Source organism: Streptomyces sp. NPDC058985 (assembly GCF_042740985.1).
Classification (GTDB): domain Bacteria; phylum Actinomycetota; class Actinomycetes; order Streptomycetales; family Streptomycetaceae; genus Streptomyces.
This window is the reverse complement of record NZ_JBHYJX010000045.1, coordinates 1-22,474: the sequence shown is the minus strand read 5'-3', so window position 1 is coordinate 22,474 and position 22,474 is coordinate 1. Positions and strand designations below refer to the sequence as shown.

Annotated in this window: 24 protein-coding genes; 15 read left to right on the top strand and 9 right to left on the bottom strand. The window is 73.7% G+C overall.

Annotated elements, in window-relative coordinates; all coding sequences use genetic code 11:
* Nucleotides 1-41 precede the first annotated feature (41 nt).
* The 7 genes from ACFW01_RS30595 (at nucleotide 42) to ACFW01_RS30565 (ending at nucleotide 9,596) form a co-directional block, all read left to right on the top strand.
* Nucleotides 42-3,014: an ATP-binding protein gene (locus ACFW01_RS30595; protein ID WP_384509035.1), complete on the top strand. Its 2,973-nt coding sequence runs from the start codon at nucleotides 42-44 to the stop codon at nucleotides 3,012-3,014.
* Between the two features lie 128 nt (nucleotides 3,015-3,142).
* Nucleotides 3,143-4,447 (top strand): CAP domain-containing protein, encoded by a 1,305-nt coding sequence (locus ACFW01_RS30590; protein ID WP_234959297.1) that lies wholly within the window; start codon nucleotides 3,143-3,145, stop codon nucleotides 4,445-4,447.
* 77 nt (nucleotides 4,448-4,524) lie between these two features.
* A complete protein-coding gene (locus ACFW01_RS30585) occupies nucleotides 4,525-5,202 on the top strand; it encodes an AIM24 family protein (protein ID WP_234959296.1) in 678 nt (225 codons plus the stop codon).
* 8 nt (nucleotides 5,203-5,210) lie between these two features.
* Entirely contained in the window at nucleotides 5,211-6,170 is a 960-nt protein-coding gene (locus ACFW01_RS30580) for a threonine/serine dehydratase (RefSeq protein WP_384509095.1), read from the top strand.
* A 321-nt stretch (nucleotides 6,171-6,491) separates the two neighbouring features.
* On the top strand, nucleotides 6,492-8,084 hold the full coding sequence (locus ACFW01_RS30575; protein WP_384509031.1) for a serine/threonine protein kinase: 1,593 nt from the start codon (nucleotides 6,492-6,494) through the stop codon (nucleotides 8,082-8,084).
* A gap of 57 nt (nucleotides 8,085-8,141) precedes the next feature.
* The gene (locus tag ACFW01_RS30570) at nucleotides 8,142-9,119 is read left to right on the top strand and encodes an LLM class F420-dependent oxidoreductase (protein ID WP_234959294.1); all 978 of its coding nucleotides are present in this window, start codon (nucleotides 8,142-8,144) and stop codon (nucleotides 9,117-9,119) included.
* 51 nt (nucleotides 9,120-9,170) lie between these two features.
* Nucleotides 9,171-9,596 (top strand): SsgA family sporulation/cell division regulator, encoded by a 426-nt coding sequence (locus ACFW01_RS30565; protein WP_384509028.1) that lies wholly within the window; start codon nucleotides 9,171-9,173, stop codon nucleotides 9,594-9,596.
* Nucleotides 9,597-9,603: 7 nt separating this feature from the next.
* Here ACFW01_RS30565 and ACFW01_RS30560 read toward each other — a convergent pair whose 3' ends face one another.
* Nucleotides 9,604-10,107 carry a DUF6328 family protein gene (locus ACFW01_RS30560; protein ID WP_384509025.1) on the bottom strand — a complete coding sequence of 168 codons (504 nt, stop codon included), beginning with the start codon at nucleotides 10,105-10,107 and terminating at the stop codon, nucleotides 9,604-9,606.
* 162 nt (nucleotides 10,108-10,269) lie between these two features.
* On the opposite strand from ACFW01_RS30560, the gene ACFW01_RS30555 reads away from it, so the two are divergent.
* Nucleotides 10,270-10,611: a hypothetical protein gene (locus ACFW01_RS30555; RefSeq protein WP_384509022.1), complete on the top strand. Its 342-nt coding sequence runs from the start codon at nucleotides 10,270-10,272 to the stop codon at nucleotides 10,609-10,611.
* A gap of 16 nt (nucleotides 10,612-10,627) precedes the next feature.
* On the opposite strand, the gene ACFW01_RS30550 is transcribed toward ACFW01_RS30555, so the two are convergent.
* The 5 genes from ACFW01_RS30550 to ACFW01_RS30530 all read right to left on the bottom strand — a co-directional run bounded on the left by ACFW01_RS30550 (nucleotide 10,628) and on the right by ACFW01_RS30530 (nucleotide 15,062).
* Nucleotides 10,628-11,611: an aldo/keto reductase gene (locus tag ACFW01_RS30550; protein ID WP_384509019.1), complete on the bottom strand. Its 984-nt coding sequence runs from the start codon at nucleotides 11,609-11,611 to the stop codon at nucleotides 10,628-10,630.
* Nucleotides 11,612-11,615: 4 nt separating this feature from the next.
* Complete coding sequence (locus ACFW01_RS30545; RefSeq protein WP_384509016.1) at nucleotides 11,616-12,848, bottom strand: FAD-dependent monooxygenase; 1,233 nt, start codon at nucleotides 12,846-12,848, stop codon at nucleotides 11,616-11,618.
* Nucleotides 12,849-12,941: 93 nt separating this feature from the next.
* On the bottom strand, nucleotides 12,942-13,643 hold the full coding sequence (locus ACFW01_RS30540) for a ribonuclease H (protein ID WP_234959289.1): 702 nt from the start codon (nucleotides 13,641-13,643) through the stop codon (nucleotides 12,942-12,944).
* A 31-nt stretch (nucleotides 13,644-13,674) separates the two neighbouring features.
* A complete protein-coding gene (locus tag ACFW01_RS30535; protein ID WP_234959288.1) occupies nucleotides 13,675-14,475 on the bottom strand; it encodes a VOC family protein in 801 nt (266 codons plus the stop codon).
* A gap of 104 nt (nucleotides 14,476-14,579) precedes the next feature.
* Nucleotides 14,580-15,062 (bottom strand): VOC family protein, encoded by a 483-nt coding sequence (locus ACFW01_RS30530; protein ID WP_234959287.1) that lies wholly within the window; start codon nucleotides 15,060-15,062, stop codon nucleotides 14,580-14,582.
* 210 nt (nucleotides 15,063-15,272) lie between these two features.
* Here ACFW01_RS30530 and ACFW01_RS30525 point away from each other — a divergent pair, with 210 nt between their 5' ends.
* Together ACFW01_RS30525 and ACFW01_RS30520 are read left to right on the top strand one after the other, a co-directional pair.
* Entirely contained in the window at nucleotides 15,273-15,926 is a 654-nt protein-coding gene (locus tag ACFW01_RS30525; protein ID WP_234959286.1) for an ATP-dependent Clp protease proteolytic subunit, read from the top strand.
* 1 nt (nucleotide 15,927) lies between these two features.
* A complete protein-coding gene (locus ACFW01_RS30520) occupies nucleotides 15,928-16,530 on the top strand; it encodes an ATP-dependent Clp protease proteolytic subunit (protein ID WP_234959285.1) in 603 nt (200 codons plus the stop codon).
* A 44-nt stretch (nucleotides 16,531-16,574) separates the two neighbouring features.
* Here the strand turns inward: ACFW01_RS30520 and ACFW01_RS30515 are convergent, their stop codons facing one another.
* The gene (locus tag ACFW01_RS30515) at nucleotides 16,575-17,003 is read right to left on the bottom strand and encodes a helix-turn-helix transcriptional regulator (RefSeq protein WP_234959284.1); all 429 of its coding nucleotides are present in this window, start codon (nucleotides 17,001-17,003) and stop codon (nucleotides 16,575-16,577) included.
* 244 nt (nucleotides 17,004-17,247) lie between these two features.
* Between ACFW01_RS30515 and ACFW01_RS30510 the strand changes: the two genes are divergently transcribed.
* Nucleotides 17,248-18,135: an RNA polymerase sigma factor SigF gene (locus tag ACFW01_RS30510; protein ID WP_234959341.1), complete on the top strand. Its 888-nt coding sequence runs from the start codon at nucleotides 17,248-17,250 to the stop codon at nucleotides 18,133-18,135.
* A gap of 59 nt (nucleotides 18,136-18,194) precedes the next feature.
* Here ACFW01_RS30510 and ACFW01_RS30505 read toward each other — a convergent pair whose 3' ends face one another.
* Nucleotides 18,195-18,650 carry an ATP-binding protein gene (locus ACFW01_RS30505; RefSeq protein WP_234959283.1) on the bottom strand — a complete coding sequence of 152 codons (456 nt, stop codon included), beginning with the start codon at nucleotides 18,648-18,650 and terminating at the stop codon, nucleotides 18,195-18,197.
* 144 nt (nucleotides 18,651-18,794) lie between these two features.
* Here ACFW01_RS30505 and ACFW01_RS30500 point away from each other — a divergent pair, with 144 nt between their 5' ends.
* The 3 genes from ACFW01_RS30500 (at nucleotide 18,795) to ACFW01_RS30490 (ending at nucleotide 21,171) form a co-directional block, all read left to right on the top strand.
* Entirely contained in the window at nucleotides 18,795-19,379 is a 585-nt protein-coding gene (locus ACFW01_RS30500; RefSeq protein ID WP_234959282.1) for a PRC-barrel domain-containing protein, read from the top strand.
* Nucleotides 19,376-19,795 carry a PRC-barrel domain-containing protein gene (locus ACFW01_RS30495; RefSeq protein WP_234959340.1) on the top strand — a complete coding sequence of 140 codons (420 nt, stop codon included), beginning with the start codon at nucleotides 19,376-19,378 and terminating at the stop codon, nucleotides 19,793-19,795. The genes ACFW01_RS30500 and ACFW01_RS30495 overlap by 4 nt, the downstream gene beginning before the upstream one ends.
* Nucleotides 19,796-19,869: 74 nt before the next feature.
* Nucleotides 19,870-21,171: a streptophobe family protein gene (locus tag ACFW01_RS30490; RefSeq protein ID WP_384509008.1), complete on the top strand. Its 1,302-nt coding sequence runs from the start codon at nucleotides 19,870-19,872 to the stop codon at nucleotides 21,169-21,171.
* A 21-nt stretch (nucleotides 21,172-21,192) separates the two neighbouring features.
* On the opposite strand, the gene ACFW01_RS30485 is transcribed toward ACFW01_RS30490, so the two are convergent.
* Entirely contained in the window at nucleotides 21,193-21,603 is a 411-nt protein-coding gene (locus ACFW01_RS30485; protein WP_234959280.1) for a hypothetical protein, read from the bottom strand.
* 376 nt (nucleotides 21,604-21,979) lie between these two features.
* Between ACFW01_RS30485 and ACFW01_RS30480 the strand changes: the two genes are divergently transcribed.
* On the top strand, nucleotides 21,980-22,366 hold the full coding sequence (locus tag ACFW01_RS30480; protein ID WP_307009562.1) for a nuclear transport factor 2 family protein: 387 nt from the start codon (nucleotides 21,980-21,982) through the stop codon (nucleotides 22,364-22,366).
* Nucleotides 22,367-22,474 lie beyond the last annotated feature (108 nt).

The window sequence follows — 22,474 nt, the reverse complement described above, 5'->3', positions numbered from 1 at the left end:
GCCCCACGGGACGGGAGGCGCTGTCGGACCCCCGTGTCAGGATGGGCGGCGTGCCGCAGACCTCACTCACCAGCCCACTCGTCGGCCGCGAGGACGAACTCGCGCGTCTCACCGGCGTCCTGGAGCGCGCCCGTGCCGGGGAGGCCCGCGCGGTGCTCGTCGCCGGGGACGCCGGGGTGGGCAAGACCCGGACCCTGGACGAGGTCGCCGCCCGGGCCGCCGCGGCCGGGACCACCGTGCTCACCGGGCACTGCGTGGACCTGGGCGACGTCGGTCTGCCCTATCTGCCGTTCACCGAGATCCTCGGCGCGCTGGCCGCCGACGAGCGGTTCGCCGCCGTGCTGGCCGCCCACCCGGTGGCCGACCGGCTGCTCGGCGGCGGCCCGGACGACGGGGGCACGGCGGACCGGTCGCGGCTGCGCCTCTTCGAGGGCGTGGCCGCGCTGCTCACCGACCTGGCGGACGTCGCGCCGCTGCTGCTGGTCCTGGAGGACCTGCACTGGGCCGACCAGTCCTCCCGGGACCTGCTGAGGTTCCTGCTCAGCCGGGGCGTGCTCCAGCGGCCGGCCGGCGGGGCCCCGGGCCACCGGCTCGCGGTCCTCGCCTCGTACCGGGCGGACGACCTGCACCGCCGCCACCCGCTGCGTCCCCTGCTCGCCGAGCTGGTGCGGCTGCCCTCCGTGGAGCGTCTCGAGCTGCGTCCCCTGCCGGACGCCGACGTCGCCCGGCTGGTCCGCGCGCTGCGGGACCGGCCGCTGCCGGACACCACCGTGCACCGGATCGTCGAACGCGCCGAGGGCAACGCCTTCTACGCCGAGGAGCTGGTGGCGGCCACGGACACGCCCGCGGGCGGCGTGCCCAGCGGCCTTGCCGACGTGCTGCTCATCCGCTTCGAGCAGCTGTCCCGGACGGCGCAGCAGGTCCTGCGCACCGCCGCGGTCGCCGGGCGGCGGGTGGGGCACGATCTGCTGCGGGACGCCGTGGGGCTGCCCGAGGAGGAGCTGGAGTCGGCGCTGCGCGAGGCCGTGGAGCGGCAGCTGCTCGTCTCCGGCGACGGGGACACGTACTCGTTCCGGCACGCCCTGGCCCGGGAGGCGGTCTACGCCGATCTGCTCCCCGGGGAACGGGCCCGGCTGCACGGCGGGTTCGCGCGGCTGCTCGCCGGCCCGGACCGCCGCTCGGACAGCGCGGCCGAACGCGCCCACCACTACCGCGAGAGCCACGACCTGCCCGAGGCACTGGCCGCGTCCCTGGAGGCCGCCGACCACGCACAGCGCGTCGGCGCGCCCGCCGAGGAGCTGCGGCACGTGGAGGCGGCCCTCGACCTGTGGTCGGCGGTCGACGCCGCCGCGCGGCCCGCGGGCCCCGACGCGGTGACGCTGACCCTGCGCGCCTCGGCGGCCGCGGCGCACGCCGGGGAGGTGCACCGGGCGGTCTCCCTCACCCGTTCCGCGCTGGCCGGCCTCGGTCAGGACGCCGACCTGGAGCTGGCGGCCCGCGTGCGCTACACGCTCGCCGGGAACCTGCTCAGCGTCGACAACCAGTCGGCGGCGTACGCCCACAGCAGCGAGGCGCTCGGCCTGATCCCCGCCGAGCCCCCGTCGGCGACCTGGCTGTGGGCCGCGGCGACCCATGTGATGGCGGCCCGCCAGGTCGGGGAGAACGGGACGGCACTGCGCGTGGCCCGCCGGGCCCTCGCGATGGCGGAGGAGCTGGGCGTCACCGACGCCCGCGCCGACCTCCTGATCTCCCTGACCAGTCTGGAGGGCGGCAACCGGAGCACCCCGGAGGGCCGCGAGCGCCTGCGGGAGGCGCGGGAGCTGGCTCGGCGGGCGGGCAACGCGCCGGTGGAGCTGCGCGCCCTGTTCAACCTGGCCATCGGCGGCTTCGAGTCCGGCGACCTGGAGGAGTGCCTGATCCGGGCGTCGGAGGGACTGGACCGGGCCCGCCGCTCCGGGCTGCTGTCGTCGCCGTATCCGCGGGAGATGCGGTATCTGCGGCTGCTGGTGCAGTACACGCTGGGGCACTGGGACGAGTGCGTACGCGGCTCCGAGGAGCACAGCGGGACGCTCCCCGCCTGGGGCGGTCACACCCTCGGTCCGGGGCTGTACGTGGCGCTGGCGCGCGGCGACGCGGGGGCCGCCGACCGCGCCCGTGCGCTGCTCAAGGGGCCGTTCGACTGGATGGCCCGGCTCGTCGGGGGCATCGTGCTGACCGACGCCGCCGCCCTGCGCGGGGACGCGGCGGACGCCGTGCGGTCGATGCGGTCCACCGTCGAGGCGCTCAGCGACGACGCGGGCACACCGCCCCTCGCGACCGTCAGGCTCGCCGCCCTCGCCCTCTCCGCGGTCGCCGACACCGCGGTGGAGCTGCGCGGGACCGGGGACGAGGCCGGCGGCGCCCGCTGGGCGGAGACCGCGGCCGACCTGGTGGCGCAGGCGCGGTCGTCCGCCGGGTACGGGGACGACGGCACGCCCCAGGGACCCGAGGGGCAGGCCTGGCTGGCGCGGGCCGAGGCGGAGTGGATCCGGGCCACCGCTTCCGAGCCGGACCCGGCGTCCTGGGAGAGGGCGGTGGCCGCCTTCGCCTTCGGCGACACCTACGAACGCGCCCGGTGCCGGCTGCGCCTCGCGGAGGCCCTGCTGGCGGCCGGCCGCCGCGAGGAGGCGGCCACCGAGGCCGAAGCGGTACGCCGGGAGGCCGACCGGCTCGGCGCCACGGTGCTGCGCGAGCGGCTGGACGACCTGACCCGCCGCGGCCGCCTCACGGGCGCGGCGCCCGCCGGAGGGACGGGAGCCGCGGTGCTCACCGCCCGGGAGCGGGACGTGCTGCGGCTGCTCGCGCGGGGACACAGCAACCGCCGGATCGGCGAGGAGCTGTTCATCAGCGCCAAGACGGCGAGCGTCCACGTCTCCAACATCCTCGGCAAGCTGCACGCGGCCGGCCGCACCGAGGCGGTCGCCATCGCCTACCGGCAGGGTCTGGTCGTCCCGGAGCCGGCGCCGCCGGACTGAGCGGGCGGGCGCGGGCGGGCGCGGGCGCCGGGAACCCCCGCCGCCCGGCGGACGTTGACCCGGCACCGACACCCGTACGCGTACCCCTACCCGCGCCCGGAGCGCGCACGACGAAACAGGGCGGCACGATGAGCGAGTTGGTCCCCGGGGGCAACGTCCCTCTGCCCGTCGGCCCCGTGCAGGTACGGGTGTCCGGCCCCTTCGACGTGTCGGCGCTCGTCACGGACGACGGCGGAAAGGTCGGCGGAGACGGGGACTTCGTCTTCTACAACCAGCCGCAGGCACCCGGCGCCCGCCTCCTCGGCGGCACGCTCACCGTCGATCCGGCCCGGCTGCGCCCCGGTGCGAGCCGGGTGACGGTGGTCGTCAGCCCGTCGGACCCCGGGGCCGCCCTGAGCACGCTTCCCTCCCCCGCCCTCCACCTCACCGACACCGCCGGCCGGACCCTGGCCCGGTTCACCCCCGCGCGCCCCGGGCAGGAGACCGTGCTGCTGCTCGCGGAGCTGTACCGGCGCGGCGAGCGCTGGAAGCTGCGCGCGCTGGGCCAGGGATACGCCGACGGTCTCGCCGGACTCGCCCGGGACTTCGGGGTGGACGTGATCGACGACGCCCCCGTGCCGCACGGGACACCGGCCCCGTCACCCGGGCCGCCCACCGACGCCGACGGCTTCCTCGGCCTGGTCAACTCCGCCCGGACGGCGGCCGGCTCCCCACCGCTGGCCGCGGACGCCCGGCTGGTCTCCGCGGCCGGAGCGCACGCCGCCGCGATGGCCGCCGCGGGCACGCTGAGCGTCGAGACCCGGGACGGCGTCTCCGTCCATCAGCGCGTCGTCTCCGCCGGGTTCGCCTACCTCACCGTCGGCGAGCACCTGGTCTCCGGCCCGCGCACCCCCGCCGAGTTCGTCTCGTACTGCCTGGGCACCGAACGCACCCGGCGCACGCTGCACGACACCGCCTTCACGCACGCCGGCTGGGGCCACGCCACCGGCGGGCCCTCGGGCGACACGTACTGGACGGCGCTGTGGGCGGTGCCGCTCACCCCGGACGGGCTGGACCGCACCACGGCGGAGGTCGTCGGCCTCACCAACCGGGAGCGGGCCGGGGCGGGGCTGCGTCCGCTGGCCGTCGACGCCGCTCTGACCCGGGCCGCGCAGGCGCACAGCGCGGACATGGTGGCCCGGGACTTCTACGCCCACACGGACCCCGACGGCCTGAAGCCCTGGGACCGGGCCGCGGCCGCGGGAGCCGCCCGGCGCACGGTCGGCGAGAACATCGCCTGCGGACAGCGCTCCGCGGCCGACGTGGTCGAGGGCTGGATGAACAGCCCCGGACACCGCGCCAACATCCTCAAGGCCGACTTCACCCACATCGGGGTCGGCCTGGCCGGCGGCGGACGGGCGGGCACCTACTGGACCCAGCTCTTCGGCGGCTGAACACCCCGGCCGGACACCTGCGACGGACTCGGCACGCGATCTTGGCGGAACGGCACTCTCCGGGACAGGATGCCCGTATGAAGGGTGACCTCTTTTCCAGTGAGCACATGGTGCAGCCCGCCTCCGCGCCGGGCATGACCGTCGAGAACTCCAAGTGCATCCGCTATTCGGTCAACGGTGAGATGCTCGCGCGGCAGGGCGCGATGATCGCCTACCGAGGCGGGCTCCAGTTCGAACGCAAGGGCCAGGGCGTGGGCGGCATGCTCAAGCGCGCGGTCACCGGCGAGGGGCTGCCGCTGATGGCGGTGCGCGGACAGGGCGAGGCCTGGTTCGCGCACGAGGCGCAGAACTGCTTCATCGTGGAGGTCGAGCCCGGCGACGAGTTCACGGTGAACGGGCGCAACGTCCTGTGCTTCGACGCCTCGTTGTCGTACCGCATCTCCACCGTGAAGGGCTCGGGCATCGCCGGCGGCGGGCTGTTCAACAGTGTCTTCACGGGACACGGCAGGCTGGGGCTGGTGTGCGAGGGCAGCCCGCTGGTCATCCCGGTCTCGCCGCAGTACCCGGTCTACGTCGACACGGACGCGATCGTCGGCTGGTCGGCGGGGCTCGAGACCTCCCTGCACCGTTCGCAGTCCATGGGTTCGATGCTGCGCGGCGGCTCCGGGGAGGCGGTCCAGCTGCTGCTCCAGGGCGAGGGCTTCGTCGTCGTCCGGCCGAGCGAAGCGACACCGCAGAAGGCGCAGCAGCACTGATGACCGCACTGATCGGGATCACGGAGATCGAAGCCGCGGCCGAGCGGATCGCCGGACAGGTCGTCCGCACCCCGACCGTGCCCAGTCCCGGGCTGTCCGCACTGCTCGGGGTTCCGGTCACCGCGAAACTCGAGCTGCTCCAGCGCACCGGCTCGTTCAAGGCGCGGGGCGCGACGGCGAAGCTGCTGTCACTGACCGAGGCCGAGCGGGCCGCCGGGGTCGTCGCGGTCAGCGGCGGCAACCACGGCGTCGCCGTGGCGGTGATGGCCGCGGCCCTGGACGTGAAGGCGACGGTGGTCATGCCGCGCACGGCACCGGCCCGTTCCGTCGAGATCGCCGAGGAGGCGGGCGCGCTGGTGCGGCTCACCGACGGCATGGACAGCGCCTTCGCGCTCGTGACGCGCCTGCGCGAGGAGGGGCTGCCCCTGGTCCACCCCTTCGACGACCCGGTGGTGATCGCCGGCCAGGGCACCGTCGGGCTGGAGTTCGAGGAGGATGCCGGTGACCTCACCGACGTGCTGGTGAGCATCGGGGGCGGCGGTCTGATCGCGGGCGTGGCCGCGGCGCTGCGGGCGCGGCGGCCGGAGCTGCGGGTGTGGGGCGTGGAGACCGAGGGCGCCGAGGCGATGTCCCGGGCGCTGGCGGCGGGCGGACCGCTGCCCGTGGCCCTGTCGTCGATCGTCACCACGCTCAGCGCCCCGGCCGTCTCCCAGGTGACGTACGAGCATGTGTCGGCGCTGGTCACCGAGGTGCTGGTGGTGTCGGACCGGGAGGCCGTCGAGGGGTCACTGGCGCTCGCCGAGCACGCCAAGGTGTGGACCGAGCCGGCGGCCGGGTGTCTGCTGCCGGCCGCCCGGCGGGTCGTGGAGCGGGTGGGGGACGGTGCCCGGCTCGGTCTGGTGGTGTGCGGCGGCAATGCCACGACCGCCGACATGGCATCGTGGGCGGACCGGTTCGGGTTGCGCTGACACCGATTACTGACACCGATTACTGGCACCGATTACTGGCACCGGATCCGTATTTACCGCCGGTTACCCCCAGGTGGGCATCGGAATTCCGGTGCCAGGCGGCCCGGCGGCGGAATTCGGGAAGGGCGAACGTGCGGGACCACCCAGTTCAGGGCTGGTCCATACCGGGTCGGTCGCTTTTCCCGCACCCATGGTCGCGCAGGTGTTCGGCGCTTTTTGAAGAAGGGTCAGAAAGGGGCCCGGATCGCGCATTCGTTGAACGCGGCCGGGCCCGCTCACCGTATCCCTGGACAAGCTGAGAGCCAGCGGTGCGAACGAGGGATGGCCATGGGCTGGGCGCACGTCTCCACACACGAGTTGGTCGCCGGGCGGTACCGCCTGCTGGAGGTCGTCCACGAGGAGACGAACCGCGTCTGCTGGTCCGGGGAGGACACCGGGACGGGCCGTCCGTGCCTGGTCACGCGGATCGCGCTCCCGGAGGAACAGGCCGGCGACAGCGCCCGCCGGGCCCCCGGGCGGGTGGTCCGCACCTGCGAGACCGTGGAGCGGCTGTGCCCCGGACGGATCGTCCCGGTGGTCGACGCGACCGTCGCGGACGGCGCCCTGTGGACGGTGACCGAGTGGGTCGGCGGGGTGCCGCTCGGCGATCTCCTGGACCGGCAGGGCACGCTCAACTACGTGCGCGCCGCACGCGTCGGCCTGGAGCTGCTGGCCGTGCTGGACGCGGCGCACGGCGAGGGCATCACCCACGGCGAGCTGAGCCCGGGCCAGGTGTTCGTGCGCGAGGACGGCTCCGTCGCCGTCACCGGGTTCGGTCTGGCCGGCGCCACCCTCGCCCCACGGCTCACCGCGCCCTCGTACGCCTCGCCCGAGCAGGCCCGGGACGAGCGGATCGGCCCCGCGGCGGACCTGTGGACGCTGGGCGCGATCCTCTACACCATGGTCGAGGGGCGTCCGCCCTTCCGCGACCGCGGCCGGCCCGAGGCGACGCTGAAGGGCGTGGACCGGCTGCCGCTGCGCACCCCGGCGCGCACCGGTCCGCTCACCCAGGCCGTGCTGGGACTGCTGCGCAAGGACTCCCGCGAGCGGCTGACCCGCCCGGTGGTCCGCGAGGCGCTCACCCGGGTGCTGACGGAGGATCCCGACACGGCCGTGCGCGAGGTTCCGGGCCCCCGGCTGCGCGGTGTGTACGCCGCCGCCCGGGGCGCGAGCCGGGCGTGGAGCAGACGCGGCACGGTCGTGGGGACCGCCCTCGCGCTGGTCACGGTCACGGTCGCCGTCGTCGCCGCCACCCAGGGGCTGCCCGGCACCGAAGACGGTTCCGGCACGGACGCCCGGCAGCGCCCCTCGGCCCCCGCCGCCCCCTCCCCGGGAGGCTCCGCCCCTGCCTCGCCCGCTCCCCCGCCGAGCGCGCGTCCGTCACCGTCGGAACCGGCCGGCGGAACGCAGCCCGACGGGTTCAGCCGCTACGACGCGCCGGAGGGCTTCTCCGTGGCCCTGCCCGGGAACTGGCGGCGTCTGGACACCTCTCGGGTGCCGGACGGGGCCTACCGGGTCGTCTTCGGCGCGTCCGGCGACCCGCGCACCCTCGCGGTCACCTACAGCGAGCGCGCCGGCGCGGACCCGGTCGCGGTGTGGCGCGACGACGTCGAACCGGGTCTGGAACGCTCGGGCGGCTACCGGAGGATCGGTGAGATCAGGGCCACGACGTACCGGGGGCGGGAGGCGGCCGACATGCAGTGGGTGGCCGTCGACGACGGCGACCGGCTCCGCACCTTCGGCCGCGGGTTCCTGCTCGGCGGCGGGCGCAGCTTCTCGCTGCGCTGGACGACCCCGGCCGCCGACTGGGACGACCGCGAGAACGAACGGACGCTCGCCACGTTGCTCGGAAGCTTCCGGGAGGACACGGCCTGACCGCTTCCCTCCCCTTTACGGCGGTTTTCCCTCCGGCCGGGCGGGGACCCGGACGCCATGGCACACATCGGATACACGATGATGACCGAGCAGGCCGGCCCGCGTGAACTCGTCGGCCATGTGGTGCGGGCGGAGGAGGTGGGGTTCGACTTCTCGGTGACCTCGGACCACTACTTCCCCTGGCTGCGCTCGCAGGGCCACTCGCCGTACGCCTGGAGCGTGCTGGGCGCCGCGGCGCAGGCGACCTCCCGCATCCCGCTGATGACGTACGTGACGTGCCCGACCTTCCGCTACCACCCGGCGGTGGTGGCGCAGAAGGCGGCGACGCTGCAACTGCTGTCCGAGGGCCGGTTCCGGCTGGGTCTCGGCTCGGGCGAGAACCTCAACGAGCACGTGGTGGGCGGCGGCTGGCCGTCCGTCGACGTGCGGCACGAGATGCTCCGGGAGGCCGTGGAGATCATCCGGGCGCTCTTCGACGGCGGCCACGTGAACCACCGCGGCACCCACTTCGACGTGGAGTCGGCGCGGCTGTGGGACCTGCCGGAGAGCGCGCCGCCGATCGGGATCGCCGTCTCCGGCGACCGCTCCTGCGCGCTGGCGGGCGAGTTCGCCGACCTCGTGATCGCCACCGAGCCCAAGGCGGAACTGCTGGCGGCCTTCGACCGGCACGGCGGCGCCGGCAAGCCGCGCGTGGGCCAGCTACCGGTGTGCTACGACCCCGACCGGGACGCTGCGGTGGAGCGCGCCCACGCCCAGTTCCGCTGGTTCGGCAGCGGCTGGAAGGTCAACTCGGAGCTGCCCCACCCGGACTCCTTCGCGGCGGCCACCCAGTTCGTCACCCCTGAGGACGTCGCCGGGTCCATCCCCTGCGGCGACGACCCGGACGCCTTCGTGGCGGCCGTGCGCCCGTACGTGGAGGCCGGGTTCACCGAGATCGCCCTGGTGCAGATCGGCGGCGAGACCCAGCACGCCTTCCTGGACTGGTCGGAGAAGACCCTGCTGCCCGCGCTCCGCGAGGCGCTGGGCGATAGCTGACCAACCGCGGGGTAGGAGAGGGCTCTACGTCCGTCCCGCTGGAGGTCACTCGTGAACACCACCGTGCACAGGACCCTCGTCGTGCAGATCCGGACGGGCGACACCGACCGTTTCCCCGTACTCGCGCACTTCTCCTACGACGCGCTGGACCCGTTCGCGCTCACCGTGGTGTTCAGCCACGACGGCCGCGTCCTCGCCCGCTGGACGCTGGACCGGCAGATGGTGGGCGAGGGGCTGACCCGGCCGGTCGGCGTCGGCGACGTACGGATTCGGCCCCAGTCGCGGGGCGTGTGGGACGAGCTGCGCATCGAACTGCTGGGCGACGACCGGTCCGACGGGGACCGTCACCGCGCCGTGGTGTTCGTCTGGGCCGCGGCCGTCGAGGCGCTGCTGCGCGAGACGCACTCCGTGGTCCGGCCGGGCACGGAGCAGGTGCGCGTCGACGACTTCCTCGCGGAACTGACGGCCGAGGGCTGACCCCGCCTCAGTCGGCGGTGTGCCGGTGCCGGGTCCACATCGGGATCCCGTACCAGCAGAGCAGGTACCAGAGCACGACGCCGGTCACGACGTAGGGCACGAACCCGTTGTGGGTCGCGACGCGCAGGATCAGCAGGAGCGAGCAGGCCATGGTGGCGAGCAGCCCCACCAGTCCGAGCATGGTCAGCCGGGACGCCCACCGCACCGCCTGGGGTTTCACCCGCCGCCCGGACACCAGACGGTGCAGGGACACGGGGCCGATCAGGGCGCCGGTGGTCACGGCGCCGAGCACCACGGTCACCAGGTAGATCCGCTGGTCGGTGGCGGAGAGTTCCTCGTACTTGGACTGGAACACCACGGTGAGCAGGAAGCCGAACAGGATCTGCACGCCCATCTGCGCGACGCGTACCTCCTGGATCAGCTCCGTCCACATCCGGTCGGCCCGCTCCTCCTCGGTCTCGTTGCGGCCTCTGCGCCGCCCCCCGCCGTCAGCCGTGCCCGAGTCACTCACGGTTCCTCCCGATCGCCTTCGCCCGTGTGTTCTCCGTTCCCGTCTCTGTTCCCGCGATCCCCGCACTCAGGCGCCGGGCCGGGACGAGGACCCCCGGTTTGAGGGAACTGCGTGCGGTTACACGGGCCGGACCGATCGGCACACAGGGAGGAAGTGCGAAGGATGTCCGACACTCAGCTCACCGTGACGCTCAGCGGCGGCGGCCTCGACGACGCGCGGGCCGTCGTGCGGGCGCTGGAGGACGTCTTCGGGGCACCCGACGGCCGTCCGGCCGACGAGCGGGCGACGGTGCGCACCGCGACCTTCGACTCCCCGCCCTCGCCTCAGGCCGCCCCGTCACCGGCGCGGGCCGCGCTGTCCGCGCCGGTGACGGTCACCGTTCAGGGCACGCCGCAGGCCGTCGAGGCGGCGAGCACGACGCTGTCGCGCGCCTTCAGCACGCGCGACGAGGGAGCGGCCGCCGGCGACCAGGAACGCGAACGGCAGTTGCTCCTGGTGCCGTGAGGCCGCGGCGCACCGGCTACCAGCGGCCCTCGACCTGGTCCTTGATCCGCCGGTCGTAGAGGTCGCGGACCGCCGTGAGGGTCCGGTCGGACAGTTCCGGGAGCCGGGCGGCCTCGGTGTTGGCGCGCGCCTGCTCGGGCGAACGGGCTCCCGGGATCACCGTGGTCACACCGGGCTGCTGGACGACCCAGCGCAGGGCCAGCTGGGCCGGGGTGTATCCCTCGGGGGCGAGCGCGGCGAACTCCGCGGCGGCCTCCACACCGGTGGCGAAGTCGACGCCGGAGAAGGTCTCGCCCTGGTCGAAGGCCTCGCCGTGCCGGTTGAAGTTCCGGTGGTCGTTCGCCGCGAAGACGGTGTCCTTGGTGTACTTGCCGGACAGCAGTCCGGAGGCGAGCGGCACCCGGGCGATGATGCCGACGCCCGCCTCCCGGGCCGCGGGCAGGACTTCGGCCAGGGGCTTCATCCGGAACGGGTTGAGGATGATCTGCACGCTCGCCACGTTCGGCCGGGCGATCGCGGTCAGGGCCTCCTCGCAGGTCTCCACGCTCACGCCGTACGCGGCGACGCGCTCCTCCTCGACCAGTGTGTCCAGGGCGTCGAAGACCTCGTCGCTGGAGTAGACGGGCGTGGGCGGGCAGTGCAGCTGCACCAGGTCGACGACGTCGACGCCGAGGTTGCGGCGTGACCGGTCGTTCCACTCGCGGAAGTTGTCGAGGACGTAGTTCTGCGGGATCTGCTCGACCCGGCGGCCCATCTTGGTGGCGACCAGCACGTGCAGGTCGGGCCTGCCGCGCAGGAACGTGGCGATGGTCTCCTCGCTGCGGCCGTCGCCGTAGACGTCGGCGGTGTCGAAGAAGGTCACCCCCGACTCGGCCGCCGCCTCCAGCACCGTGAGGGCCTTCCTGTCGTCGACATCGCCCCAGTCGGCGCCCAGTTGCCAGGTGCCGAGGCCGACCACCGACGCGTGCTGATCCGACCTGCCGAAAGTACGCTCGTCCATGGCGTCAGTCTGTCATCCGCCGGGCGCCCGCGGCTCTGCGGGCCTGCGCGGCCCGCGCCAGCCGTGGCCCCAGCCAGCGCTTGAACCGGCGCAGCGCCTCCAGGCGCCCCGCCACCCGGTCGAGGCGGTAGTAGAGGCCGGGCGGGACGTACGGCAGCAGGGGCGAGTGGCGCTGCCCGAGCAGGGCGAACATCTGCTCCGGGGGCAGCCGGAGATAGCGGGGCAGGTTCTCGTACCACTGGGCGCTGAGGCGGGCGGCGCTCTGCACCGGCAGCAGGGCGGCCCTGCGTTCCCGCTCGTACCGGGCGAGCGCGTCGGGAAGCCGGGCGTGCTCGCGCAGCGCCGCGGCCAGGGCCATGGCGTCCTCCAGGGCGAGCGTGGTGCCGGCGCCGATGGAGTAGTGCGTGGTGTGGGCGGCGTCGCCGAGCAGGACGAGGTTGCCCCGGGACCAGGTGCGGTTGGTGAGGGTGCGGAAGGCGGGCCAGCCGGTGCCGGCGCGACCGCCGCCGGAGCCCGCGCTGAGCGGGTGTCCGTCCAGGACGTCGGCGAAGAGCTTCTCCAGCAGGACCAGTGCCTCGCCCTCGTCGGCCCGGTCGAGACCCAGGCCGGTCCAGGTCTCGGGCGCGCACTCGACGACGCAGGTGCTGCCGCCGGGGCCGAACCCGTACCCGTAGGCCCAGATCCAGCCGTGGTCGGTCTCGGTGAAGGCGAAGGTGAAGGCGGAGAAGACCTTGGTGGTGCCGAGCCAGACGTAGCGGTTGCGGCCGAAGGCGATCTCACTGCCGAAGTGCGCGGCGTGGTGGGTGCGCAACGCGCTGCCCACGCCGTCGGCCGCGACCACGAGGTCGGCGGCGGGCGGGTTCGCGCCGGTGATCTCGTGGTCGAACTCCAGGCGCACGCCGAGGGAGCGGGCGCGGGCGGCGAGGATCTCCAGGAGCCGGTGGCGGCCGATGCCGAAGCCCTCGTCGCCCTGGTGCCGGGTGGAGAGGTCGCCGACGTGGGCGACGCCGTCGCGCCAGCGCACGGAGTGCTCCTCGACGGCGCGCGCCGACTCGGGGTCGTGCTCCCGGAGCCGGTCGAGCAGTCCGCGCCAGTAGGTGACGCCCCACCCGTAGGTGGAGCCCTCCGGGTCACGTTCGTAGACGGTGATGTCGTGGGACGGGTCCTGCAGCTTCAGCAGGATGGACAGATACAGTCCGGCGGGCCCGCCGCCGACGCAGGCGACCTTCACACACACCCCTGGTATGCACTCGTCGCGGTCATGGGGACACGCAGAGTAGCAAGGGTGGGGTGGCGAAACGGCGTCACACGGCCGAGGGGCCCGCGCGGATCAGCCGGCGGCCGCCGTGCGGCACTCCGGGTGGCCCCAGCCCTGGTCGTTCTTGGCGATGGGCTCGCCCGCCGCGTACGCGCGTCCGCACAGGCAGCGGCCCGGGAACTTCGCCTTGATGGTGCGCGCCGCGGAACCGTTGCTCTTGCGGGCGGTGCCCGGCTTGCGGCGCGGCGCCTTCCCCGCCGCCGGGACGTCGGGGGCGGGCGGCGGCTCCGGGGAGCCGAGGCCGCTGCCCGCGGGCTCCTGGACCACCGCGGCCTGGCTGGCGGCGCGGTCGGCGAAGTCGTTGAGGCGGTCGCCGTCGACCTGGTGGGCGGGGACGTAGCGGAAGTCGACCGAGCGGCCGGCGAGCAGCTCGTCGATGCGTACGACCAGTTCCTGGTTGGCGACCGGCTTGCCGGCCGCCGTCTTCCAGCCGTTGCGCTTCCAGCCGGGCAGCCAGGTGGTGACGGCCTTCATGGCGTACTGCGAGTCCATGCGGACCTCGAGCGGCACGTCCGGGTCGGTCGACGCCAGCAGGCGTTCCAGCGCCGTGAGTTCGGCGATGTTGTTGGTGGCCCTGCCGAGCGGACCGGCCTCCCAGCGGACCGGAGTCTCCGAGGCGTCGGCCACCACCCAGGCCCAGCCGGCCGGACCCGGGTTTCCCTTCGACGCCCCGTCGCACGCGGCCACCACACGTTCACCCATGCGCCCGATCATGCCATGGCGCGGCGGGCTGCCCGGACGGGGCTCAGGCGACGTCCGTGATCTTCGGCATCTCCCCCTCGGTGGTGGTGATGTCGATCACCGAGAAGGCCGCGCCCTGCGGGTCGCTCAGCGCCGCGAACCTGCCGAACGGGGTGTCCATCGGCCCGAACCGCAGGACGCCGCCGCGTTCGGTGGCGCGGGCCACGGCCGCGTCGCAGTCGGGGACGGTGAAGTAGACGTTGATGTAGGGGGGAACCTCGGGCGGGAAGTCGTCCCCCATGGCCATGCGGCCGAGGACGGTGCGGTCGCCGAGGTCGAAGAGGCGGAAGTCCACCCCGTCGTCCTCCATCTGCTTGGACTTGTAGGAGAAGACCTGGGGGAAGAAGGCGTCCGACTTCCCGGGTTCACGGGTGAAGACCTCGGCCCAGCAGTACGCGCCGGGCTCGGCCATCGCCTCGAAGCCCTCGTGGGTGCCGCCCTGCCAGACGCCGAAGACGACGCCGCTCGGGTCGCGGGCCAGGCACATGGTGCCGTAGTCGCCGACCTGCATCGGCTCCATCACCACCTCGCCGCCGGCCTCCCGGATCCGGGCCGCGGTCGCCGCCGCGTCCCGGGACGCGAGGTAGAGGCACCACTGCGCGGGGCCCTCCTCCTGGCCGGGCATGGGCGGGACCACGGCCGCCACCGCCTTGCCGTCCGCATACGCCTGGGTGTAGTTGCCGTACTCCGACGAGGACTCGCCGAAGGTCCAGCCGAGGACGTCGCCGTAGAAGCTCTTGGCTGCCTCGACGTCGCCGAACATCGCGTCGGCCCAGCAGGGGGCCCCTTCAGGTTGCACGGCCATGGTGCCGCCTCCCGTGCGCATGAATGGTCCGGACGGCGGGGGCCGTCCGCTTCCTCACGCTAGTCACCCCCGGCCCGCCCCGCGCGCCGGAGGCACGCCTCGCCTCACTTCCCGGCGTACGCCAGCTCCAGTGCGGCGATGTCGAGCTTGCGCATCGCCATCATGGCCTTGTTGGCGCGCGCGACCTTCTCGGGGTCCGGGTCGCGGAACATCTCCTCCAGCCGGACCGGGACGACCTGCCAGGACACGCCGAACCGGTCCTTGAGCCAGCCGCAGGGTCCCTCCTCGCCGCCGCCCTCGGTGAGCTTCGCCCAGTAGTGGTCGACCTCGTCCTGGGTCTCGCAGGGGATCTGGAAGGAGACCGCCTCGTTGAACCGGAACTGCGGGCCGCCGTTGAGAGCGACGAACTTCTGGCCGTTGGCGGTGAAGTCGACGGTGAGGACGGTACCGGCCGGCTGGTACGACCCCTCGGGGTAGTGGGTGACGGCGCCGATGCGGGAGTTCTTGAAGAGGGAGACGTAGAAGTGGGCGGCCTCCTCGGCCGTGCCGTCGAACCAGAGACACGTGGTGAATCCGTCGGTGCTCATGACTGCCTCCTGGGCGTGGAACTCGGTCACCACTGTCGACCGGCGCGGACCGCGAAAGTAATCGCTCTGCTCGTGGCGAATCTGCCGCGGGCAGAGAACGCGCCGCCCGGGGCCACGGCGGGCCGAGAGTGAACGAGTGAGGGACGCGGCGCCGCGAGCCGCGTGACACCCACCCTCCAGGACCGTCCACGACTCGACAAAGGAGCGCCGATGTTCCCACTCACCGCCGGCCCCGGCCCGGCCGCACGGCCCCGCGCGGAGGAGGGCGACACCCCCGCGACCCGGTTCGACGAACAGCTCGCCGCGCAATTGCTCGACCAGCGGATCGTGGTGCTGGGCACGCAGGTCGACGAGGTCTCCGCGAACCGGGTCTGCGCCCAGTTGCTGATCCTGTCCGCGCAGGACCCGCGCGCCGACATCAGCCTGTTCATCAACAGCCCCGGCGGCTCCGTGCACGCGGGGCTCGCCGTCTACGACACGATGCGGCTGATCCCCAACGACGTCTCGACGCTCGCCATGGGCTTCGCCGCCAGCATGGGTCAGTTCCTGCTGAGCGTCGGCGCAGCGGGCAAGCGCTACGCGCTGCCGAACGCGCGGGTCATGATGCACCAGCCCTCCGCGGGCATCGGCGGCACCACCGCCGACATCGAGATCCAGGCCGACAACCTGGAGTTCACCAAGCGCACCATCGAGCGGATCACCGCCGAGCACACGGGCCAGAGCCCGGAGACCATCTCCCGGGACGGCGACCGCGACCGCTGGTTCACGGCCGAGGAGGCCAAGGAGTACGGAATGGTGGACCGGGTCGTCCAGTCCCTCGCGGACGTGCGCCCGGCCGCCCCCGCCCGACGGATGGGACTGTGACATGGGGAGCTACACGATTCCGAACGTCGTCGAGCGCACCCCGCAGGGCGAGCGGTCCTACGACGTCTTCAGCCGGCTGCTGTCGGAGCGGATCATCTTCCTGGGCACCGAGATCGACGACGGCGTGGCCAACGTCGTGATCGCGCAGCTCCTGCACCTGGAGTCGTCGGCCCCGGAGACCGAGATCGCCGTCTACATCAACTCCCCGGGCGGCTCGTTCACCTCACTGATGGCGATCTACGACACGATGACGTTCGTGCAGGCGCCGATCTCGACGTTCTGCGTCGGGCAGGCGGCGTCCACGGCGGCGGTGCTGCTGGCCGGCGGGGACCCCGGGCGGCGGTTCGTGCTGGAGCACGCGCGGGTGCTGCTCGGACAGCCGGCCAGCGGCGGCCGGCAGGGCACGGTCTCCGACCTGGCGCTGCAGGCCAAGGAGATGGTCCGGATCCGCTCCCAGGTCGAGGAGGTGCTGGCCCGGCACACCCGCCACGACATCGCGACCCTGCGCGCCGACATGGACCGCGACAAGGTGTTCACCGCCGAGGAGGCGGTGGCGTACGGGCTGGCCGACGAGGTGCTCGCCCGGCGCCTGGCGCGGGTGTGAGGAACCGGGCCGGCGTCGCACGGGGCGCCGGCCCGGACGGTCGCTCAGGCGGCCAGGCACATCCCGTCGTACCGCGCGCCGGAGGTGCCCCGGCCGGCGCCCGCGCCGGTGTGCCGCGAGGTGAGGCGGACCAGCTCCCCGTGGGCCCGGGCCAGCAGGTCGCCCAAGGAGAGCCCGAGGGCGCCCGCGGCGGCGGCGAGCACCTCCGACGACGCCTCCTTGCGCCCGCGCTCCACCTCCGACAGGTACGGCATGGAGATCCGGGCGGCGTCCGACACCTCCTTCAGGGTCCGCTCCTGGGCGAGGCGTTCGCCGCGCAGGACGCCGCCGACCAGATCGCGCCAGAGCGGCTCGCGGGCGGTGGGCGTCCTTCGCTCCGGGGGCACCGGCGCGACGGCGGGGCGGGCTGCCGGGCGCGTGGCCTGCGGGCGCAGCGGAATGACGCGGATTTCGTTCGGCACGTGGCTGGTCACCTCCTCAGCCTAGGAGCCCGGCCGCGTCAGGGAAGGGGCCGGGGTTCCGCCCTGAGGGAAATCCGCGGGTGCCGGGGGCCACCCGCGGGACTACGCTGAGACAGGAGGCATCACCCCGCGACGAGGCGGCGGCGCCCGTTTTCCGCCATCCGTGAGAACGGGTGGCATGTGCTGCCGTCACCCGGGTACCCGTAGGCGGGAAACCTAGGGAGACGTCTGAACCGTGACTTTCGTGGGAGAGGTAATGGAGACCGCCGTGGTCCGGCCGAAAGCGCAGGTTGTCGGGAAGACCGCCGGGGGCGGGACGGGTGACGGAACCCTGCCCGGGGTCGTGGACCCCCGCACCGTGGCGCCGCGTGACGCGCGGCAGTTGTCCCGCCAGTTCTTCCAGCGCCTGACGGAGCTCGAAGAGGGCACGCACGAGTACCAGTACGCGCGCAACACCCTGATCGAGATGAACATGTCGCTCGTGCGGTTCGCCGCCGGCCGTTTCCGCGGTCGCGGCGACGACATGGAGGACATCGTCCAGACCGGCATGATCGGCCTGATCAAGGCCATCGACCGGTTCGAGCTGTCGCGCGAGGTCGAGTTCACGTCGTTCGCGCTGCCGTACATCGTCGGCGAGATCAAGCGCTTCTTCCGGGACACCACGTGGGCGGTGCACGTGCCGCGCCGGCTCCAGGAGCTGCGGGTGGAGCTGGCCAAGGCCCGCGAGGAGCTCTCCTCCCGCCTGGACCGCGAGCCCACCGTGGCCGAACTCGCCACGCTGATGAACATCGGCGAGAACGAGGTGATCGAGGGCCAGATCGCGTCCAACGGCTACAACTCGTCCTCGCTGGACGCGGCGCTGACCGGCGACGGCCCGGAGAACGGCGAGTCGGTGCTGGCCGACTTCATCGGTGTGGAGGAGGACGGGCTGCGGCTAGTCGAGGACTTCCACTCGCTCGCGCCGCTGATGGCCGAGCTGAGCGAGCGCGACCGCCGGATCATCCACATGCGGTTCGTCGAGGAGGCCACCCAGGCCGAGATCGGCGCGGAGCTCGGCTGCTCGCAGATGCACGTGTCCCGGCTGATCAAGCGGATCATCACCCGGCTGCGCGAGGGCATGCTGGGCGAACTGGGCTGCGCCTGACCCCGCGGTGCCCGTGGTTCTCCGTGGTGCTCCTCACCTGAGGGGCACCACGCTCACGTTCACGCCTGGGTGAGCGGGATCACGGCACGTACCCGCTTGCCGACCGGGACGGGTTCGACGACGACGGTCTCCGCCAGGGCGTGCACGATCTCCAGACCGTGGTGCCCCACCCGTTCGGGGTCCTTGGGGAACCGCTCGGGCACCGCGCCGCTGCTGTCGTAGACGCTCACCGCCACCGAGGCGCCGGTGCCCTCCAGCTCCAGGATGTACGGGCCCTTGCTGTGGCGGTCGGCGTTGGTCACGAGTTCACTCACCACCAGCAGGACCGCACCGTCGGAGCGGGCGCCGATCGCGGCGCACCACTCGGTCCTCAGCTCGTCGAGGAAGAGCGCGGCGAAGCCGCGCGCCTGCGCTATGCATCCCGGCTCACCGGAGTAGTGTGCCGCCCGCCTCAGCGGTTCAACGGGGACGTCGAAACCAGTAGGTATCACTGCCCCGTCCAGGTGCTCGGTCATGCGTGTCTCTCTCGGAAGCCGGACTGGCCGGACGCTGCTGCACCCGTCCTCGTACCCCGAGCCGCGCGACACAGTCCACGTTTTCTCCCAGTGCGGGCATCGTCACAGTGGAGCGGGGAACCCGAGCAGGCGGGAAGGGGTGCGATGAACGAGCTGATGGCCGCGCGAAGCATCACCACCCGGCCGGTGGTGACCCTCGGCGGCGACGCCGTCGCCCACGTCAAGGACACCGTATGCGACGCCGCCGCGTCCCGGATCACCGGTTTCACCCTGACCGGGCGAGGGCTGCTGTCCGGCCCCCTCAAGGACGGCCTGCCCTGGGCGGGCGTGTCCGCGCTGGGCCACGACGCGGTGATGATCCGCGACCGGCGGGGCCTGGTGGACGCGGCGGCCATGACGGCGCGGCAGCAGCCCCTGCGGGCCCGGCTGCTGGGCGCGCGCGTGCTGACCGAGGCGGGCGCCGAGGTCGGCACGGTGCTCGACGTCGTCGTGGAGGGCGGCACCGCCGGGCGGGTCGTCGGCTTCCGGGTGGCGGCGAGCCGCCGGTTCGTGCCGGGGCCGGGCCGGCACCGGCGGCGGGTGTACGTGCCGCGCGGCGGGACGCTCTCGGTCACCGGTCGTGCCCTCGTCCTGCCCGAGGACGCCGTCCGGCACGTCGCCGACGACCTGCCGGGCTTCAGTTCCCTGGTGGGCGGTGTGCCCGGCCCGTGGCGGGGCTCGCTGCCGTGATGCTGTTCACCGAGGTGCGGGGGCTGCCGGTGGTGCCGTCGGCCGCCGGGGCGGGTCCGCTCGGCACCGTGGCGTCCCTGACCGTCGACATCGCCTCCGGCACCGTGAGCCACGTCCGGTACCGCGGCGGGCGCCTGCGTCGGGAGACGGTGCTGGCCTGGGACGCGGTGGAGACGATCGGGCCGAGCGCCGTCCGGGTGCGGTCCACGGGCTCCACCGAGCCGGCCGTGCGCCACCACGACCTGTTGGGGCACCGGGTCCTGACCGAGGCCGGCAGCGCGCACGGCACGGTGCTGGACGCCGCCTTCGACACGTCGACGGGCCGTGTCCTCGCGGTCTTCACCACCCGGGGCGAGGTGGCGCCCGAGCGCCTGCTGGGGCTCGGCGACCACGCGCTGGTCGTCCGCGCCGCGTGACCGGGGACGGCGGGCCACCGCGCGGACGGCCCAGTCGGCGGGCGGGCCGGGCGGGGCCTGCTTAGCGTGGCAGCGTGAGTGCGCGAAACCCCTCCGGGACCCCCGGCCGGACCACACCCCCCGGCCGGGCGGCCGCCCGGCACGGCTGGGCGCAGGCCCTGGGCACCGTGGTGGCCGCCCTGGTCGCCATGGGCGTCGTGGCGGCGCTCGGACTGTGGGCGGCCGGGGCCGCGAACCTGCCCGACAACGCCTTTCCCCGGGTGGTCGTGGCGACCGTCGTCACCGCCCTGGGCGGCGCGCTGGAACTGGCCGGGGACGCCGGGGAGTTCGCCGACACCGACGCGGGACTGACCGTGATGCCGCTGTCCGTCACCCTGACCGGTGCGCTGACGATTGCCTACGGCTTCCTGCGGCCGCTGCGCCACCGCACCGTCGCCGGCGCCCCCGAGCTGGCCGGCTGGGCGGGGCGGATCGCGTTCCTGTGGCTGATCGCCCTCCTGGGGCTGGCCTTCGCCGCGCGCCAGACCTTCGAGGTGTCCCTCGGCGAGGGTGTGCTGAGCGACCTCGGCGACCTGTTCGGCGTCCGGCCGACCGTCGGTTTCACCGCGGACGTGCCGTTGACCGTGCTCTTCGGGCTGCTGTGGCTGGCGGGCGTGCTGGTGCTGGCCCTGCTGGTCTCCCGCGGGGCGCCGCTGCCCGGCCGGCTGCTGCGCCTGCACGGGGCGGTGCGGCCGGCGGCGTACGCGATGGTCGCGCTGCTGCTCGCCTACGTCGTCATCGGCGTCGTCGTCGGCCTGGTCGTCGCCGGGACGCGCGGGCACCCGGCGGACACCTTCGCCGTACTGCTGCTCGGCCTGCCGAACCTGGCCTGGCCGGCGCTGACCATCGGCCTGGGCGCGACCTGGAACGGGCGGGTCGAGGGGCCGTTCGGGCTGCCGATGCCGCAGGTGGTGGACGAGGTGCTGCGCACGGAGGACGTCTCGACCGTGAATCTGGGCACGCTCACGGAACAGGACGAGCGGATGTGGTGGCTGCTGGTCGCCGCGGCGGTCCTGGTCGTGGCGGCCGGGTTCGTCATGGTGCTCCGCTCACCGGCCCGGATGCCGGTCTGGCTGCACGCGGTGCGTCTGGCGGTGGCCCTGGCCCTGACGGTCCTGATGATCGGCCTCGTCGGCCGCGTCTTCGCCCACTACGGGCTGTCCGTGCTCGGCATCGGCGACCTGGGCGGCGGCCTGTCCGGCCGGCTCTTCCTGCGGCCACGCCTGTGGAGTGCGGTGGGGCTCGCCCTGCTGTGGGGGCTGGTCGCGGGCGCGCTCGGCGCGCTGCTCGCACGGTGGGCCAGGCGGCGGGCGGGGCGGGCTCCGACGGGTACTTAGGTCCTGCGGGTCCTCGGAGGGTCAGGCCACCGGGACGACGAGGGGCGGGGAGGCCCGTTGCATGCGGAGGGCGTCCACGGACTCGGCCATCAGCTCGTACTCGGTGGTGTCGTCGCTGGTCGCGATCCGCACCAGGCGGCCCGCGGCCAGTTCGTCGGCGACCAGCTCCTGCTGGAGGTCGTCCGCGCACCAGGTGCGCAGCACCCGCGGCACGTCGGGCGCGTCGTCGGCGACCGGGGTCAGGGCGGCGCGCGGTAAGTGGGGGGAGTCCGGCTGCGGATCCAGCCGCTCGGCCATCCAGGAGGCGCGGTCGCGCAGCCACCACAGGGCCAGGGCGAGGGTGGGAGCCCGGTAGGTACCGAGCGGGACACCGATGCGCCGGCCGTCACAGACGCCGTAGGCGGTGACGTGGCACAGGAACTCGTCGTGCACTGCTACCCTCCCCCGTCACCCACCGCCTGCCGGGTCGGGCAGCGCGTCTGTGCGGCTCGTGTGCTGTGCGTGAGGGCTCTGTCGCATGGTGTGAGAGGCCCTAGAGGTGAGTATGTTCACCGATGAACCACTGTCACCATGAATTTCCGGCCAGTCTCCTGGCATATTCACGGCCGTTGATGGCCGAAAGCCGACCCGCGTCGGCGGCCGTCCCGATTCCGGGCGGGCGGTCCGCCGGCGGATGCGCGGGACGCCGCCATGACCCCGGGGGTAATCGACGGTGCGCGCGGGTGCGGGCATGGTTGCGGTACCGGGTCGCCGAGACCGGGATCCGGTCCCTGACCAGCGCACACGACCTCGATGGAGGCTGATCGCCATGTCCGCATCCGCACCCGCCCGCCGCCACGAAGACGCCGTCGCCCGCTACTTCGAGGCGTGGAACGCGGCGCCGGAGGCGCGGGCCGAGGCGGTCGCCGCGGCCTGGACCAATGACGGCGGCTACACCGATCCCCTGGCCGACGTCCGCGGCCACGAGCAGATCGCGGCCGTGATCGCGGCGGCGCACGAGCAGTTCCCCGGCTTCGTGTTCCGGCTGTCCGGTGCCGTGGACGGGCACCACGACACGGCGCGCTTCTCCTGGGAACTGGTGAGCGAAGCCGACGGCTCCGCACCGGTGGCCGGGTTCGACGTGGTCAGGCTGGACGACGAGGACCGGATCAGCGCCGTGTTCGGCTTCCTGGACCGGGTGCCCGCCGGGGCGTGAGGGCGCCCCGGCGAAAGGCCCGGGTCCCGGAGGCGGTGACCCGCCTCCGGGACCCCGGTGTGCGGGGACCGCGCCCCTCGTGTTTTTGATGTTTTGGGTGGGGGGCAG

Excerpts from the sequence above, each read along its gene's own strand:
- ACFW01_RS30595 (WP_384509035.1), top strand. The coding sequence starts at position 42 with ATGGGCGGCGTGCCGCAGACCTCACTCACCAGCCCACTCGTCGGCCGC.
- ACFW01_RS30590 (WP_234959297.1), top strand. The coding sequence starts at position 3,143 with ATGAGCGAGTTGGTCCCCGGGGGCAACGTCCCTCTGCCCGTCGGCCCC.
- ACFW01_RS30585 (WP_234959296.1), top strand. The coding sequence starts at position 4,525 with ATGAAGGGTGACCTCTTTTCCAGTGAGCACATGGTGCAGCCCGCCTCC.
- ACFW01_RS30575 (WP_384509031.1), top strand. The coding sequence starts at position 6,492 with ATGGCCATGGGCTGGGCGCACGTCTCCACACACGAGTTGGTCGCCGGG.
- ACFW01_RS30570 (WP_234959294.1), top strand. The coding sequence starts at position 8,142 with ATGGCACACATCGGATACACGATGATGACCGAGCAGGCCGGCCCGCGT.
- ACFW01_RS30555 (WP_384509022.1), top strand. The coding sequence starts at position 10,270 with ATGTCCGACACTCAGCTCACCGTGACGCTCAGCGGCGGCGGCCTCGAC.
- ACFW01_RS30550 (WP_384509019.1), bottom strand. The coding sequence starts at position 11,611 with ATGGACGAGCGTACTTTCGGCAGGTCGGATCAGCACGCGTCGGTGGTC.
- ACFW01_RS30540 (WP_234959289.1), bottom strand. The coding sequence starts at position 13,643 with ATGATCGGGCGCATGGGTGAACGTGTGGTGGCCGCGTGCGACGGGGCG.
- ACFW01_RS30535 (WP_234959288.1), bottom strand. The coding sequence starts at position 14,475 with ATGGCCGTGCAACCTGAAGGGGCCCCCTGCTGGGCCGACGCGATGTTC.
- ACFW01_RS30530 (WP_234959287.1), bottom strand. The coding sequence starts at position 15,062 with ATGAGCACCGACGGATTCACCACGTGTCTCTGGTTCGACGGCACGGCC.
- ACFW01_RS30525 (WP_234959286.1), top strand. The coding sequence starts at position 15,273 with ATGTTCCCACTCACCGCCGGCCCCGGCCCGGCCGCACGGCCCCGCGCG.
- ACFW01_RS30520 (WP_234959285.1), top strand. The coding sequence starts at position 15,928 with ATGGGGAGCTACACGATTCCGAACGTCGTCGAGCGCACCCCGCAGGGC.
- ACFW01_RS30510 (WP_234959341.1), top strand. The coding sequence starts at position 17,248 with ATGGAGACCGCCGTGGTCCGGCCGAAAGCGCAGGTTGTCGGGAAGACC.
- ACFW01_RS30505 (WP_234959283.1), bottom strand. The coding sequence starts at position 18,650 with ATGACCGAGCACCTGGACGGGGCAGTGATACCTACTGGTTTCGACGTC.
- ACFW01_RS30500 (WP_234959282.1), top strand. The coding sequence starts at position 18,795 with ATGAACGAGCTGATGGCCGCGCGAAGCATCACCACCCGGCCGGTGGTG.
- ACFW01_RS30480 (WP_307009562.1), top strand. The coding sequence starts at position 21,980 with ATGTCCGCATCCGCACCCGCCCGCCGCCACGAAGACGCCGTCGCCCGC.